Source organism: Pseudomonas sp. Irchel s3h17 (assembly GCF_900187505.1).
Taxonomy (GTDB): Bacteria; Pseudomonadota; Gammaproteobacteria; order Pseudomonadales; family Pseudomonadaceae; genus Aquipseudomonas.
Genome location: NZ_FYDL01000016.1, coordinates 38,833 through 54,879, shown reverse-complemented (window position 1 = coordinate 54,879; position 16,047 = coordinate 38,833). Strand labels below are relative to the sequence as shown.

12 protein-coding genes are annotated in these 16,047 nt (G+C 60.9%); 4 read left to right on the top strand and 8 right to left on the bottom strand.

The annotated features are described in order from the left end of the window. Window positions 1-13: 13 nt before the first annotated feature. Together fadB and CKW25_RS21310 are read right to left on the bottom strand one after the other, a co-directional pair. The gene (fadB, locus tag CKW25_RS21315; RefSeq protein ID WP_095082268.1) at window positions 14-2,161 is read right to left on the bottom strand and encodes a fatty acid oxidation complex subunit alpha FadB; all 2,148 of its coding nucleotides are present in this window, start codon (window positions 2,159-2,161) and stop codon (window positions 14-16) included. Window positions 2,162-2,713: 552 nt separating this feature from the next. Then, the gene (locus CKW25_RS21310; RefSeq protein WP_095082266.1) at window positions 2,714-3,151 is read right to left on the bottom strand and encodes a hypothetical protein; all 438 of its coding nucleotides are present in this window, start codon (window positions 3,149-3,151) and stop codon (window positions 2,714-2,716) included. Window positions 3,152-3,255: 104 nt separating this feature from the next. Between CKW25_RS21310 and CKW25_RS21305 the strand changes: the two genes are divergently transcribed. Beyond that, window positions 3,256-3,693 carry a universal stress protein gene (locus CKW25_RS21305; protein WP_095082265.1) on the top strand — a complete coding sequence of 146 codons (438 nt, stop codon included), beginning with the start codon at window positions 3,256-3,258 and terminating at the stop codon, window positions 3,691-3,693. A gap of 189 nt (window positions 3,694-3,882) precedes the next feature. On the opposite strand, the gene CKW25_RS21300 is transcribed toward CKW25_RS21305, so the two are convergent. Then, a complete protein-coding gene (locus CKW25_RS21300) occupies window positions 3,883-5,796 on the bottom strand; it encodes an ATP-binding cassette domain-containing protein (protein WP_095082264.1) in 1,914 nt (637 codons plus the stop codon). Between the two features lie 213 nt (window positions 5,797-6,009). Between CKW25_RS21300 and CKW25_RS21295 the strand changes: the two genes are divergently transcribed. Next, window positions 6,010-7,938, top strand: coding sequence for a transglycosylase SLT domain-containing protein (locus tag CKW25_RS21295; protein ID WP_095082263.1), 1,929 nt, complete (start codon window positions 6,010-6,012; stop codon window positions 7,936-7,938). A 134-nt stretch (window positions 7,939-8,072) separates the two neighbouring features. On the opposite strand, the gene CKW25_RS21290 is transcribed toward CKW25_RS21295, so the two are convergent. Together CKW25_RS21290 and CKW25_RS21285 are read right to left on the bottom strand one after the other, a co-directional pair. After that, complete coding sequence (locus tag CKW25_RS21290; protein ID WP_095082261.1) at window positions 8,073-9,107, bottom strand: Fic family protein; 1,035 nt, start codon at window positions 9,105-9,107, stop codon at window positions 8,073-8,075. A 68-nt stretch (window positions 9,108-9,175) separates the two neighbouring features. Continuing rightward, a complete protein-coding gene (locus CKW25_RS21285; RefSeq protein WP_172736596.1) occupies window positions 9,176-10,951 on the bottom strand; it encodes an ABC transporter transmembrane domain-containing protein in 1,776 nt (591 codons plus the stop codon). A 259-nt stretch (window positions 10,952-11,210) separates the two neighbouring features. Here CKW25_RS21285 and CKW25_RS21280 point away from each other — a divergent pair, with 259 nt between their 5' ends. After that, window positions 11,211-11,390, top strand: coding sequence for a PA1571 family protein (locus CKW25_RS21280; protein WP_095082259.1), 180 nt, complete (start codon window positions 11,211-11,213; stop codon window positions 11,388-11,390). A gap of 62 nt (window positions 11,391-11,452) precedes the next feature. Here CKW25_RS21280 and pdxB read toward each other — a convergent pair whose 3' ends face one another. Next, the gene (gene pdxB, locus CKW25_RS21275) at window positions 11,453-12,595 is read right to left on the bottom strand and encodes a 4-phosphoerythronate dehydrogenase PdxB (RefSeq protein ID WP_095082257.1); all 1,143 of its coding nucleotides are present in this window, start codon (window positions 12,593-12,595) and stop codon (window positions 11,453-11,455) included. A 147-nt stretch (window positions 12,596-12,742) separates the two neighbouring features. Here pdxB and CKW25_RS21270 point away from each other — a divergent pair, with 147 nt between their 5' ends. Next, a complete protein-coding gene (locus CKW25_RS21270; protein WP_095082354.1) occupies window positions 12,743-14,155 on the top strand; it encodes an MATE family efflux transporter in 1,413 nt (470 codons plus the stop codon). Between the two features lie 146 nt (window positions 14,156-14,301). On the opposite strand, the gene tusA is transcribed toward CKW25_RS21270, so the two are convergent. Together tusA and rlmM are read right to left on the bottom strand one after the other, a co-directional pair. Next, the gene (tusA, locus tag CKW25_RS21265; RefSeq protein ID WP_095082256.1) at window positions 14,302-14,553 is read right to left on the bottom strand and encodes a sulfurtransferase TusA; all 252 of its coding nucleotides are present in this window, start codon (window positions 14,551-14,553) and stop codon (window positions 14,302-14,304) included. Window positions 14,554-14,791: 238 nt separating this feature from the next. After that, the gene (rlmM, locus tag CKW25_RS21260; RefSeq protein ID WP_095082255.1) at window positions 14,792-15,865 is read right to left on the bottom strand and encodes a 23S rRNA (cytidine(2498)-2'-O)-methyltransferase RlmM; all 1,074 of its coding nucleotides are present in this window, start codon (window positions 15,863-15,865) and stop codon (window positions 14,792-14,794) included. Between the last annotated feature and the right edge of the window lie 182 nt (window positions 15,866-16,047).

Below are 16,047 nucleotides of genomic sequence, written 5' to 3'. Positions count from 1 at the left end.
TAGTTGGGGGCGCTTAACCGAAGAAGCTCTGGCCGTTCTTGGCCATCTCGCGCAGCTTCGCGGTCGGGTGGTACAGCGCGCCCAGATCAGCGTACTGGTCAGCCAGGGCAACGAACGCTGCAACACCGAGCGAATCGATGTAGCGCAGTGCGCCGCCACGGAATGGAGGGAAACCAATACCGTAGACCAGGCCCATGTCGGCTTCGGCGGCGGTCTCGACGATGCCGTCTTCCAGGCAACGCACGGTTTCCAGGCACAGCGGGATCATCATCCAGTTGATGATGTCTTCGTCGGTGACTTCGCGCTGCTCGTAGACGATCGGCTTGAGCACTTCCAGCACCGACGGGTCGGCCACTTTCTTCTGCTTGCCGCGCTTGTCGGTCTCGTAGGCGTAGAAACCCTTGCCATTCTTCTGGCCCAGGCGCTTGGCTTCGTAGAGCACGTCAACGGCCGAACGACGGTCGTCCTTCATGCGGTCCGGGAAGCCCTCGGCCATCACGTCACGACCATGGTGGCCGGTGTCGATGCCGACTACGTCCATCAGGTACGCCGGGCCCATCGGCCAGCCGAATTTTTCCATGATCTTGTCGATACGGACGAAGTCCACACCGGCGCTGACCAGCTTGGCGAAACCGCCGAAGTACGGGAACAGCACGCGGTTGACCAAAAAGCCCGGGCAGTCGTTGACGACGATCGGGTTCTTGCCCATTTTCTTGGCGTAGGCAACGGTGGTGGCCACGGCCAGCTCGCTGGACTTCTCGCCACGGATCACTTCAACCAACGGCATCATGTGCACCGGGTTGAAGAAGTGCATGCCGACGAAGTTTTCCGGACGCTTGAGGGCCTTGGCCAACAGGCTGATGGAAATGGTCGAGGTGTTCGAGGCGAGGATGGTGTCCTCTTTGACCTGGTCTTCAACTTCAGCCAGTACGGCTTGCTTGACCTTCGGGTTCTCGACAACGGCTTCAACCACCAGGTCCACGTGACCGAAGTCACCGTAGGACAGGGTCGGACGAATGCCGTTGAGCACTTCAGCCATTTTCGCGGCGGTCATGCGGCCTTTGTCAACGCGGCCAACCAGCAGCTTGGCGGCTTCGGCCAGACCCTGCTCGATACCGTGCTCGTTGATGTCCTTCATCAGGATCGGCGTGCCTTTGGACGCCGACTGATAGGCGATACCGCCACCCATGATGCCGGCGCCCAATACGGCGGCCTGCTTCACGTCCTTGGCGATTTCGTCGTAGGCCTTGGCCTTTTTCTTCAGCTCCTGATCGTTCAGGAACAGACCGATCAAGCTCTGCGCGGCAGAGGTCTTGGCCAGCTTGACGAAACCGGCAGCCTCGACTTCCAGTGCCTTGTCGCGACCGAAGTTCGCGGCTTTCTGAATGGTCTTGATTGCTTCAACCGGTGCCGGATAGTTCGGGCCCGCTTGGCCGGCCACGAAACCCTTGGCGGTTTCGAACGACATCATTTGTTCGATGGCGTTGAGCTTGAGTTTTTCCAGTTTCGGCTGACGCTTGGCCTTGTAGTCAAATTCGCCGCTGATGGCGCCCTTGACCAGGTTCAATGCGGCTTCTGCCAGCTTCTCGGGAGCAACCACGGCATCGACGGCGCCAACTTTCAGCGCGTCTTCAGCACGGTTTTCCTTGCCAGCGGCAATCCACTCGATGGCGTTGTCGGCACCGATGATGCGCGGCAGGCGCACAGTACCGCCGAAGCCCGGGTAGATGCCCAGCTTGACTTCCGGCAGGCCGATTTTCGCGCTGGAGGCCATGACGCGGTAGTCCGCTGCCAGGCACATTTCCAGACCGCCACCCAGGGCGATGCCATTGATCGCGGCGACGGTCGGAACATTGAGGTCTTCGAAATCGCTGAAGATCTTGTTGGCTTCGAGATTGCCAGCAACCAGCTCTGCATCCGGCAGCTTGAAGTTGTCGACGAATTCGGTGATGTCGGCGCCGACGATGAAGACGTCTTTACCGCTGCTGACGATCACACCCTTGACCGACGCATCTGCCTTGATGGCGTCCACGGCCTGACGCAATTCGTTCAGGGTTAGACGGTTGAACTTGTTGACGGACTCACCCTTGAGGTCGAATTTCAATTCGACGATGCCACTTTCAAGAGCCGTAACCGTGATGGCTTTACCTTCGTAAATCATCAACTGATCTCCACGATATGGAAGCTGAACAGTACACGTCGGACGCTGATGTTCTGGCTCGGCATGGACGTCTACGTCGATGCTGACACCATTCCACCAGGCACACCCGCCAACGCGATAGTCGGGATTCTGTAGGAGCGGTCTGAAATACAAACGCTCAATTCATACGCCCGTTTGATTTGGGTACACCACCTTCACGGAATTTCCGACAATTGTCAATCGCCCAAAATGCGGGTTGAAACTCGACTTTGCAGTCATTTCCGTAACGCGAAGAGCCGCAACACGCCGAAGCCTGTATAGACATTCATAGAATCAATATTTAGAAACGTCGCCCTAATCCGACGCAACGTGCGCTCAAGCAGCTACGCTGGCAGGACTTGAAGGAAAAAGATCAACGCTTTGGGCGAATACCCGGCGTGAGATCGGATCGAACCCGATTGCCGGCCTGCCTGGCCAACTCCAGCCCGATGATAATGTCGGGCTTTTTATGCCCCGCCATAAACACGCCCCTGCGGCGGCCAGCCAAGCCTGCCGCCACGGGGAGCGACGTATTCAGGCGAGCGCCTTGAGCGTGGCATCGATGCGCTGCAACACCTCGACCTCGCCCTTCTCGCCCCAATACAGGGTAATCATCTGCTTGTCGGCCTCGACCTTGTACACGTTGGCCGGCAACTTCTCGAAATGAATCAGTAAGGCCGGATCCTCGCAGGTCTCCTGCCACTGATTGACCCAGACCCCCGGGGTCTTTTGCCAGTAGCTCCAGCACGCCGGCCGATTGCCGCGCCGTGGCCGATGGTACTGCGCACAGGGGCTGGGCGGCTCGGGCGCCAGCCAGTGAGGCCACACCTGGGGCGCCAGTTGCATGGCCAGGCCAATGCGCCGAGCCTCCATGCGCAGCGCCATCTGGCCACCCTGGCGACGTGATGGCCGAAGCCACGCCAAGGGGCTCAGCACTACTGCAAGGATTGACACCACTATCCAGACCGTCATATCTGTACTCCCGATTCTTGATGAGCGAATTGATCTCTGTCGAAACCCATTCGCTTGAAACCAGCCATACTTACCCTTATCGCAATCCTCAGGAGGTGCACCTCATGCCCTACCACCACATTCTGGTCGCCGTAGATCTAACCGAAGAGTGCGATCCTGTGATTCACCGCGCTCGCGAGCTGTCGGTGAGCAATAGTGCCAGGCTCTCCCTGGTCCACATCGTCGAGCCGATGGCCATGGCCTTTGGCGGTGACGTGCCAATGGACCTGTCGCAACTGCAACAACAGCAGTTCGACCAGGCCAAGGAGCGCCTTGAGCGCCTGATCAACAAATACCCCGAACTTTCCAAGAACGACAGCCACCTGACCTACGGCCAGCCACGCCAGGAAATCCACCATTTCGCCAAGGAGCAAGGCTGCGACCTGATTGTCGTCGGCAGCCATGGTCGTCATGGCCTGGCACTGCTGCTGGGCTCCACCGCCAATGATGTACTGCACGGTGCACCTTGCGATGTACTGGCGGTGCGCCTGATCAAAAGCTGATCCACCCTCCCTGCAGGAGCGCGCTCGCGATGGGCGCCAACCATAACGCGGTGAAACTGAAGAACCGCATTTACCTTGGGCTTTTTTTCGAGCGCGCTCGCTCCTACAGGGGGAACGCGCCAGATCCCATCCCATATGAAAAGCCCGGCGTTCATCACTGAACGCCGGGCTTTTTTATCGCAGGATCACTCAGGCATCCAGCTCGGCCCAACGCTCGACCATCACGTCATGCTCAACCTGCAACTGCTCCAACTGAGCGATCACCGCCGCCGTTTCGGCAGCAGGACGCTGATAGAAACCGGCATCGGCCATCTGGGCCTCAACCGCAGCGATCTGCTGCTCCATGGCCTCGATCTGCCCTGGCAAGGCTTCCAGCTCGCGCTGCAGCTTGTAGCTGAGTTTCTTCTTCGCCGCCGGTGCTTCCTGAACTGCCGGCGCAGGTGCCGCGGTGACCACGGCAGAGTTCAGGTCGGCCTTGCCGGACTTGCTCTCGGTCACGCCCAGCAGGCGCGGCGAGCCGCCCTGACGCAGCCAGTCCTGGTAACCACCGACGTATTCACGGACCTTGCCTTCGCCTTCGAAGACCAGGGTGCTGGTGACCACGTTGTCGAGGAATGCCCGGTCGTGGCTGACCATCAGCACGGTGCCGTTGAAGGTCAGCAGGACCTCTTCCAGCAGCTCGAGGGTTTCCACATCCAGGTCGTTGGTCGGTTCGTCGAGGACCAGCAGGTTGGCCGGCTTGCTGAACAGCTTGGCCAGCAACAGACGGGCACGCTCACCACCGGACAGCGCCTTGACCGGCGTGCGGGCACGCTGCGGGCTGAACAGGAAGTCGCCCAGGTAGCTGAGCACGTGGCGGCTCTGGCCGTCGATATCGATGAAATCGCGGCCTTCGGCCACGTTGTCGATTACGGTCTTTTCCAGGTCCAACTGGTGGCGCAACTGGTCGAAGTAGGCCACGTCGATGCGCGTCCCTTCCTCCACGGTGCCGCTGGTCGGCTGCAAGCCGTTGAGCATCAGTTTCAGCAAGGTGGTCTTGCCGGTACCGTTGGCGCCCAGCAGGCCGATACGGTCGCCGCGCTGCAAGACCATGGAGAAATCCTTGATCAGGAACGGACCCTCCGGGTGAGCGAAGCTGACGTTCTCGAGAACCATCACTTGCTTGCCAGACTTGTCGGCGGTGTCCAGCTGGAGATTGGCCTTGCCGGTACGCTCACGACGCTCGCTACGCTCAACACGCAGGGCCTTGAGAGCACGCACGCGGCCTTCGTTACGGGTGCGACGGGCCTTGATGCCCTGGCGGATCCAGACTTCTTCCTGGGCCAGCCTTTTGTCGAACAGCGCGTTGGCAGTTTCTTCGGCCGCCAGCGTGGCTTCCTTGTGCACCAGGAAACTGGCGTAGTCGCCGTTCCAGTCGATCAGGCCGCCGCGATCCAGTTCCAGGATGCGCGTGGCGAGGTTCTGCAGGAAGGAGCGGTCGTGCGTGATGAACAGCACGGCGCCCTGGAAATCCTTCAGGGCTTCTTCAAGCCAGGCAATCGCACCGATGTCCAGGTGGTTGGTCGGTTCGTCGAGCAGCAGCAGGTCCGGCTCGGAAACCAGGGCTTGCGCCAGCAGGACACGACGACGCCAGCCGCCGGACAATTCGGCGAGGGTCTTGTCGGCGGGCAGCTGCAGACGGCTCAGGGTGCTGTCGACCAGTTGCTGCAAACGCCAGCCGTCGCGGGCTTCGAGGTCGTGCTGGACGTGCATCAGCTTGTCCAGGTCGGCATCGGTGACGATGTTCTGGCTCAGGTGGTGGTACTGCGCAAGCAGCTCGCCCACACCGTCCAGGCCTTCGGCCACCACGTCGAACACTGTCCGCTCGTCGGCCACTGGCAATTCTTGCGGCAATTCGCCGATCTTGAGGCCAGGCGCGCGCCATACAGAGCCGTCATCGGGCTTCTGATCGCCCTTGACCAGCTTCATCATGCTGGACTTGCCTGTGCCGTTGCGGCCGATGATGCACACCCGCTCACCACGGGCGATCTGCCAGGACACCTTGTCCAACAACGGCATAGCGCCGAAAGCAAGGGACACATCGCTGAATTTGAGCAGGGTCATGAGCTTCTCCAAAAACCGGGCGCGTATTCTACCTGACTTGAGGCTCCAGAAGGCCGGCATTTTCACTGCCCAAGCACTCTGCACATTAAATGTTGCGAACTTGTGCCGCCGAACCGGCAAAGCTTTCACCCGTTGCTGGCAAAAGGCTAAGCTACGGGTAATCAGTGCCGGCACCAGCCGGCACTTGTCATGATTTCTCTGCCCGGATGTCTCATGCGCAGTCGCCTTTTCAGCTTTTTATCCTGTCTGCTTCTTTCAGCCACTGCCGCTCAATCCGCTCAGGCGGTGGACCTGTCCACCCAACGCCAGTACTACGATGAAGCCAAGCGCGCCCTGGCCAAGGGTGACACCGGCCCGTACTTTCGCTACAGCCAGGCGCTCGCCGACTACCCGCTCGAACCGTATCTGGCCTATGACGAGCTGACCGCGCGACTGAAAAGCGCGAGCAATGCCGAAATCGAAAAGTTCCTCGCCGAACACGGTGACCTGCCACAGGCCAACTGGATGAAGCTGCGCTGGTTGCGCTGGCTGGCCGAGCGCGGCGACTGGTCGACCTTCGTCAAATACTACGACCCCAAGCTCAACTTCACCGAGCTGGACTGCCTCAACGCCCAATACCAGATCAGCCACAATCTCAAGGCTGAAGGCTATGCCAACACCGAAAAACTCTGGCTGACCGGCAAATCCCAGCCGGCGGCCTGTGATGCGCTGTTTGCCCAGTGGGCCGCCCAGGGCCAACTGACCGAGCAGAAGCGCTGGGAACGCGCCAAACTGGCCGCCCAGAGCCGTAACTATGCCCTGGCCAACAGCCTGATCAACAACATGACCACCCTGACCCCCCGTGGCCGCCTGCTGGTGGACGTGGCGCAAAAACCGGAGCTGCTCAACCAGCCGTCGCGCTTTACCCCCGCCGATGAAGCCATGGGCGATGTGGTCAGCCTTGGCTTGCGGCGCCTGGCACGCCAGGATCCGGAGCGGGCCATGGCGCTGCTCGACGATTACGCCAGCCGCATGCATTTTTCCCGCGACGAAAAAGTCGCCATTGCCCGGGAAATCGGCCTGACCCTGGCGCGTCGCTTCGACAGCCGCGCCCTTGATGTCATGACCAAGTACGACCCGGAATTGCGCGACAACACCGTCTCCGAATGGCGCCTGCGCCTGTTGCTGCGCCTGGCCCGCTGGGACGATGCCTATCAGCTGACCCGCCGTCTGCCGCAGGACCTGGCCACCACCAGTCGCTGGCGCTACTGGCAGGCCCGCAGCCTGGAACTGGCCCAGCCAAAGAACCCGGAAGCACAGACCCTGTATCGCAACCTCGCCCGCGAACGGGACTTCTACGGGTTCCTGGCGGCCGATCGCTCGCAATCGCCGTACTCCCTGAATCACAAGCCGCTGGTGATGAGCCAGGCACTGATCAACAAGGTGCGCAACACACCGGGCATTCGCCGCGCGCTGGAGTTCCATGCCCGCGGGCAGATCGTCGACGGTCGCCGCGAGTGGTACCACGTCAGTCGCCGCTTCAACCGTGACGAAATGGTTGCCCAGGCCAAACTGGCCTACGACCTGAAGTGGTACTTCCCGGCTATTCGTACCATCAGTCAGGCGCAGTACTGGGACGACCTGGACATCCGCTTCCCGATGGCCTATCGCGGCACCCTGGTCAGGGAGGCCAAGGTTCGCGGCCTGCATTCGAGCTGGGTGTTCGCCATTACCCGCCAGGAAAGCGCCTTCATGGAGGATGCCCGCTCCAGTGTCGGCGCCAGCGGCCTGATGCAGTTGATGCCCGCCACCGCCAAGGAAACCGCGCGCAAGTTCAGCATTCCGCTGGCCTCGCCACAGCAAGTACTGAACCCGGAGAAAAACATCCAGCTCGGCGCCGCTTACCTGAGCCAGGTGCACAGCCAGTTCAATGGCAACCGCGTGCTCGCCTCCGCGGCCTACAACGCCGGCCCCGGCCGCGTCCGCCAATGGCTGCGCGGTGCCGACCACCTGAGCTTCGACGTCTGGGTGGAGAGCATCCCGTTCGACGAAACCCGCCAGTACGTGCAGAACGTGTTGTCGTACTCGGTGATCTACGGCCAGAAGCTCAACTCACCGCAACCGCTGGTGGATTGGCATGAGCGGTATTTTGACGATCAATAATACTGGTTCCGTAGGCACCGGCGAAAGCTCGAACCCTGTTCGGACGACCCTTTGATCTCGCTTGAAAAAAGCTCGCATCGAATGATGCGAGCTTTTTTGTTGATGCCTCGAACCGTTGTCGATTACCAGACCTGCTAAACCGAGGCAGATCGTGTCACAAGCCGCTTGCCAAGTTCGGTCAGACGATACCGCTGAGCGGGACTGTTGGGCGAATCGGGACTGGTCATTTCGATTAAACCTGCCATCAATGCCGGTTTGAGGTAGTTAGCCCGGAAGGTCGCCTTGTGCGCCAATCCGACCTCTGCCATCAACTCACTGACCTTGAGCGAACTCTCGCCCTGGATCACCTCAAGCAACCTCGCTACTTGGTCGGTTACTTGGTCGGTTACTTGGTCGGTTACTGGCTCGCTACGAGCAGCTTCAGCAAGGGCCTGACTCAAGGCCTGCAACATGAACTCGACAAACGGTGTCGATTCGGCCATCCGGTCGGCGGCAGACAAGGCCCCATAGTAAGCATCCTGTTGTTCTCGAATGACGGCTTCGACCGGCAGATAGGCCAATACCGGCCGCCACTGACTGAGAATCAAGGTTTGCCAGAGTCGCCCCATACGCCCATTACCGTCAGCGAAAGGATGGATGAACTCGAATTCGTAGTGAAAAACGCAGCTAAGGATCAACGGATGCCAATCGGAGGTACCCAGCCATGCCAGCAAGTCATCCATCAGACTTGCCACACGGCTCGGTGGTGGCGCCATATGAACCAGTTGCTCGCCACGGTAAATACCCACTCCGTCGCGACGAAACCGACCGCAGTCGTCGATCAAACCGTGCATCAATAACTCGTGAGCCCGAAGCAAATCGACGCGACTGTTCGACCGCCAGCCCGGCATGGATTCGTAGGCCGCAAAGGCGTTGCGTACTTCCTGAATTTCTCTGGGCAAGCCCAGCACTCGCTGCCCGGCCAACACGGCTGTCACTTGCTCGACGCTGAGGGTATTGTTCTCGATTGCCAACGACGCTTGAATCGTCCGAATTCGGTTACCGCGACGCAGCTGAGGTGTCTGCCGACCTTCGTCCACAGCCGAAAGCTGACCGATCTGCTCGCTGATCTCAGCGATCAACGCCAGAATTCTAGTGTTCAGGGTTAACGGTGGTTGGTAGCTGCTCATTTCCTGATCCGGGTACTTCCTTCAGACCGACATAATGCCCGAACCCGAGAGCATTCAGCAGCGTTCATTTACCCCACTTCATGCTCATTGCTGAACTGCAACGCAGCCAAGCGTGCATACAACGCGTTACTGGCAACCAGCTCCTGATGCGTCCCCACCGCCACCAGCCGGCCTTGATCCATCACCGCAATCCGGTCGGCATTCTTCACGGTGGCCAGGCGATGAGCGATGACCAGGGTGGTGCGGTTTTTCATCAGGCTGGGCAGTGCTTGCTGGATCAGGTGTTCACTCTGCGCATCGAGGGCGCTGGTGGCTTCGTCGAGCAACAGGATCGGCGCGTCCACCAGCAATGCCCGGGCGATGACCAGGCGCTGGCGCTGACCACCGGAGAGGCCCATCCCGCCGTCGCCCAGATGGGTCTGGTAACCGTTGGGCATCTGCTCGATGAAGTCGTGGGCGTAGGCAATCTTCGCCGCCTCCTGGACCTGCTCCAGCGTCGCCGAAGGTTTACCGTAGCGGATGTTCTCTTCGATGCTGCCGAAAAACAGCGCCGGGGTCTGTGACACCAGGGCAAAACAGCGGCGCACATCCTGTGGATCGAGCCGGGTCAGCGGCACGCCATCGAGCAGAATGCGCCCCTGCGCCGGGTCGTAGAAACGCAGCAGCAGGTCATACACCGTCGACTTGCCCGCCCCCGAAGGGCCGACCAGCGCCAGGGTTTCGCCCGCCTTGATCGCCAGGCTCAAGCCGTCGATTGCATAGCTTTCAGGGCGTGACGGGTAGCAAAAGCGCAGGTCTTCAAGTTGCAGCTCACCGCGCACCCGATCCGGCAATGTCACCCGGCCAGTCGCGGGCGGCTGGATGATATTTTCCGCGCGCAGCAACTCGGCAATCCGCTCCGCCGCCCCAGCTGCCCGCTGCAATTCACCAATCACTTCGCTCAAGGTGCCAAAGGCGCCGCCGACGATCAGGCTGTAGAACACAAACGCCGCCAGTTCGCCGGTGGAGATGCGTCCGGCGATCACGTCCATGCCGCCGACCCAGAGCATCACCCCGACCGCCCCCAGCACCAGGACGATCACCAGGGTGATCAGCCAGGCGCGCTGCAGGATACGCTTGCGCGCCGTATCGAAGGCCTGCTCCACGGTCACCGCGAAGCGCTGTTCGTCCTGCCCCTGATGGTTGTAGGCCTGCACGGTCTTGATCTGGCCCAGGGTCTCCGAGACATAACTGCCGACATCGGCGATGCGGTCCTGGCTCTGGCGCGACAGGCTGCGCACTCGCCGCCCGAAAATCAGGATCGGCGCCAGCACCAGGGGCAAGGCGACCACCACAATACTGGTGAGCTTGGGGTTGGTGATGAACAGCAGCACAATGCCGCCGATCACCATCAACCCATTGCGCAGGAACAGTGACAGCGAGGAGCCAATCACCGTTTGCAACAGCGTGGTGTCGGCCGTCAGGCGTGACTGGATCTCGGAACTGCGGTTGTTTTCGTAGAACCCCGGGTGCAGGTAGATCAAGTGGTTGAACACCCGCCGACGAATATCCGCCACGCAGCGCTCGCCGATCCATGACACCAGGTAGAACCGGGTAAACGTGCCTATCGCCAGCCCCACCACCAGCATCAGGAACAGGCCGATACTCTGGTTGAGCAGGTGCGGCGAGCGGGTCATGAAGCCCTGGTCCACCAGCAGGCGAATCCCCTGCCCCATGGACAGGGTCAGGCCCGCCGTGACGACCAGCGCCAGCAAGGCGCCCAACGCCTGCCAGCGATAGGGCGCGATAAAGCGGACGGACAGGCGAATGGCGCGGCGGTGACGGGCAGACAGCATCGGGTTCATCCGGAAAAGGCCAACGGTAAGGAGCAACAGGGTGAGCCTACACCGGTCCATCCGCTTGAACTGATGTAAATCACAATGAGTCAGTTTGAATATGACCACTGACACTAGAGCCTAGTTGTTATTGGTCTAAAGTCCGGCTGGCAGTCAGGGGTTATTTCTGATGGACTCAATAGACCGCCTCATCGCCTGTGGGGAGCTGTCACAGCGTGGTCATTTGGCGGATCTACACTATGTGCACAACCTGATGAGGAGACAGGCCATGTCCTTGCAACACAGCAGCGATGACAAGATTCAAGTGATCCGCACGCAGCCAGACCAGTCTCTGGGGTGCTCGATTATTGATGCTCAGGGCCGCGAAGTACCGATCACTGAAGCCATGATCCAGAGCGCTTGCCGCGAACTGGAACAGCGATTGGTCAAGCCTGCCAAGCAAGATTGATACATAGCCTTGCGTCTTCCGACCCGGCCCTATCGGCCGGGTTTTTTATCGGCACGCATGACTCAGATGGCTTGCGCGCCCAGTGCCGTCACGATCTGCCGTAACGCTGGCGAATCACCCTCGATCCGTACCTTCAGCCCATCAATCTCGCGTCGTTCCGGGTAGTGCTTGCGCAACAGGTCGAATGCCGTGCGTTGTTCGGCACCGCTGACGACCAGGCTACGACGGAAGTCCGCATCGTCACGACGCGGGTCGTACACCCCGCGGCACAGCATCGCCAGGGCCCAGGCCGGATCACTGCTGGCGTTCAGGCTGACCTGTGCCAGCCACGGCGCCGGCAGCAGATCATCCAGGGAAATCGTCGCGGGCTGGCCAAGGAACTGGCAAAGCGCCTGGTAGATCTGCGCGGTCCCGCGCTGCTTGCCATCCAGGCTGTAGCCGGCGATATGCGGGGTGGCGATCACGCACAGTTCCGCCAGGGCGATATCCACACTCGGCTCGCCCTCCCACACATCCAGTACCGCCTGCAAGTCCTCGCGCGCCAGCAAGACTTCGCGCAACGCGCTGTTATCCACCACCGGGCCACGGCTGGCGTTGATCAGCCAGGCGCCAGGCTTGAGCTGCCGCAAACGTGGCTCATCGAACAGGTGCCAGGTTGGCTGCTCGGTATTCCTGGTCAGCGGGGTGTGCAGGCTGATGACGTCACACTGTGCAACAATCTGCTCCAGGCTGACGTAATCGCCGCCTTCGGCTGCCTGGCGCGGCGGATCGCAGACCAGCACGTTCCAGCCCAGCCCCTTGAGCACCTTGACCAGTCGCCCGCCCACTTCACCGGCCCCGACCACGCCATAGGTGCGCTCGGTCAACGCCACGCCTTCGATCTCGGCCAGGGTCAGCAGACTGCCCAGCACGTAGTCGACCACCCCTCGCGCATTGCAACCCGGCGCACTGGACCAGGTGATGCCGGCCTGCTGGAAGTACTCCAGGTCCAGGTGATCCGTGCCGATGGTGCAGGTCCCGACAAACCGTACCTTGCTGCCTTCGAGCAACGCACGGCTGACGTTGGTCACCGAGCGCACCAGCAGTACATCGGCCTGCTCGACCGTGGCGCGGTCGATGGAGCGTCCCGGCACACGGCGGATTTCGCCGAACCCTTGAAAAAAGGCATCGAGCAGCGGGATATTTTCGTCGGCAACAATCAGCATGGCAGGCTCCTTTGGCGGATCGGCAGTGTAGCGCAGCTCCCGTCAGTCGGGGTTTACAAATCCCCAACACGGGAGTTTTCCTGACCGTTGCGTCAAAGGCGTAGAATGCGTCGCTTTGCGCATCAACACCTTCTGGACGCTTCGCCTGTGAATTCTGTGACTGACAGCCTCGCCGCTACCACCCTCCCCCGTCCGGCCCGGGTTCGCCTGGAGCTCAAAGGACTGCTTGGCCTGGCCGTACCGATCATCATCGCGCAGCTGGCCACCACGGCCATGGGTTTTGTCGATGCCGTGATGGCCGGCAGGGTGAGCCCACGGGACCTGGCTTCGGTGGCCCTGGGCAATTCGATCTGGATTCCGATTTACCTGTTGATGTCCGGCGTGCTGCTGGCGACCACCCCCAAGATCGCCCAGCGCTTTGGCGCGGGGCAGTTCGACGAGATCGGTCCGCTGGCACGCCAGGCCTTGTGGCTGGCACTGTGTGTCGGACTGATGGGCAGCGGCCTGCTGCTCAGCGCAGAGCCGATCCTGCACTGGATGAAAGTCGATCCACAGCTGATCGAACCGAGCATGGGCTACCTGCACGGTATCGCCTTCGGTTTGCCGGGCATTGCCTTCTATTACGTACTGCGCTGCTACAGCGATGGCATGGGCCGCACCCGTCCGAGCATGGTCATTGGCCTGTGTGGCCTGCTGCTCAACATCCCGCTGAACTATGCGCTGATCTATGGCCATTTCGGCCTGCCTGCCCTGGGTGGCGTCGGTTGTGGCTGGGCCAGCGGCATCGTCATGTGGTTCATGGCCCTGAGCATGGCCGGATGGACCCGCTGGGCGCCCGTCTATGCCCGTACTCGCGTGCTGGTGCGTTTCGATCGCCCGCAGTGGGCCGTGATCAAGCGCCTGGTCGGCATCGGCTTGCCGATTGGCATCGCCGTCTTCGCCGAGTCCAGCATCTTCGCGGTCATTGCCCTGCTGATCGGCAGCCTCGGCTCGACCGTGGTGGCCGGGCACCAGATTGCCCTGAACATCAGCTCGCTGCTGTTCATGATTCCTTATTCACTGGGCATGGCGGTCACCGTGCGAGTGGGCCAGGCACTGGGGGCCGGCGACCCGTATCAGGCGCGCTTCGCGGCCAAGGTCGGGCTGGGCGCGGCACTGGTGTTCGCGGCGTTCTCGGCGAGCCTGATCCTGCTGCTGCGCGAGCCTATCGCCTCGATCTACACCCCCGACAAGGCGGTGATCCAGATCGCCTCGATGCTGATCGTGTATGCCGCGCTGTACCAGTTCTCCGATGCGATCCAGGTGATCTGCGCGGGCGCCTTGCGCGGCTACCAGGACACTCGGGTGACCATGATCCTGACGCTGTTTGCCTACTGGGGCATTGGCTTGCCGGTGGGCTACGTACTGGGACTGACCGATTGGTTCGGCCCGGCCAGCGGCCCGAGCGGGTTATGGGAAGGGTTGATCGCAGGCCTGAGTTGCGCGGCGCTGATGCTGTCGATCCGGCTGGTGCGCAGTGCACGCAAGCGGATACGCATCAGTCAATCGAACGAACGCTGACCCTTGTAGGAGCAGCCGGTCGACGTTCGAGCGCTCGCGATGAACGCCAGAGCAACGCGTTTACCCAGAAAATACGCGTTATCGTTGACGTCCATCGCGAGCGCGCTCGCTCCTACACGTCTGACTGACAGCCCTACAAACGCTGGCTAAACGGACTTCTTGCGAATCCAGTACAGAAAGGTCCCGGCGTCTTCATGCTGCCCGACCAGTTCATGGTCGAGAAACACGCAAAACTTGGGAATATCGCGACGGGTCGACGGATCAGTGGCAATCACCTTGAGCAGGCCGCCAGGCACCAGGTCGCGGATGTGCTGGTGCAGCATCATCACCGGTTCCGGGCAATTGAGGCCAGTGGCGTCGAGGGTGCCGTCTACCGGCGCATTGATCATTTCACTCATGGTTAACTCCTGAAACTGGCCGGCATTGTCGCGCAAAACCGGATGCGTTAACAGCGCGTGCAACCTGTACCTGTGGCGGGGGCGCTGGCTCCCGCTCGGCCGGTCCGCGTTCGGGGCGAAGCCGTCGCAAAACCTGTTCGTGCAGTGCGCCCGGTGACACGGGGGTCGTTGATTTCAGGGCTGCTTTGCAGCCCAGCGGGAGCAAGCTCCCTCGCCACAAAGGCCTGGTCCGCGGAGGTCAGCGTTTTTTTGGTTTGTTCACATCATGCCGGCGCAGGTGACAGGTGACTTCCTCGCGGTCGTGATACAGCTGCTTGCAGCCAATATCGACCTTGATGCCGCGAGCCTTGAAGCCTTCCTCGATACGCTCGAGCAGGCGCTTCACTTCAGCGTAACGCTGTTTCATCGGCAGCTTGAGGTTGACCACCGCTTCACGGCAATGTCCTTCACCGATCCACTCTTCCAGCATCGCGGCGTTGCGCGCCGGTTTCTCGACAATGTCGCAGACCATCCAGTCCACGGGCTGTTTGGGCTTGAAGGTAAAACCGTCGGCCATCAAGTGCTGCACCAGCCCGGTGTCCATCAGGCTTTCGGCCATCGGGCCGTTGTCGATGGCGGTCACCAGCATGCCGCGGTTGACCAGTTGCCAGGTCCAGCCACCAGGGGCGGCCCCCAGGTCGACGCCGGTCATGTCACTGTGCAGGCGCTCGTCCCACTGATCACGCGGGATGAAGTGGTGCCAGGCCTCTTCCAGCTTCAAGGTGGAGCGGCTTGGCGCATCACGGGGGAACTTCAAGCGCGGAATGCCCATCGGCCACATGGCCGAGTTGTTGGACTCGGCCAGGCCCATGAACACTTCACGACCGCTCTTGAAAGTCAGCAACAGACGCGGTTTTTGGGGATCTTCCACCAGCTTGCCGGCGGCCATCAGTGCCTTGCGCAGATGGACTTCGAACTTTTTGCAGAAATTCGACAGTTCCTTGCCGTCGTTGGTGTCGACCATTTCCAGCCACAGGCTGCCGCACACCGGAAAATCCGCCATGTGCGCCAGGATCACGCTGATGCGGTCGGTTTCCGGCAAGTCGATAAACATCCCGCGGGCCCATTGTCGCGGGAAGATCAACTGCGCGAAACGCTGGCCGCGCATCAGGCGCTCGGCGCCGTCTTCTTCCGTGCAGACAAACTCGGCGCACGCAGCACCGGTCTTGGCCTTGGCATAACCGGCCACGTTCAAGCGCGCGGCGTGCTCGGCTATCTCGGAGCAGACTTCACCTTCGAAGCCTGGCCGGCAATGCATAAAGAGGATGTTCATTAAATCTCCTGGGCAAATGCGCGCAAACTTGCCCTGTAGCAAAGCCTGTCACGAAAACCGGCGCATGATAGCTGACTTCGCAACGCTGGACCTGCCCATAGAGTCCGGTTATTAGCCAGCTACTTGAAACAGGGCTAGGTTTAAAGCTCTGTCCGTTCCGTCAGTCCGTAGCCGTGCGGACC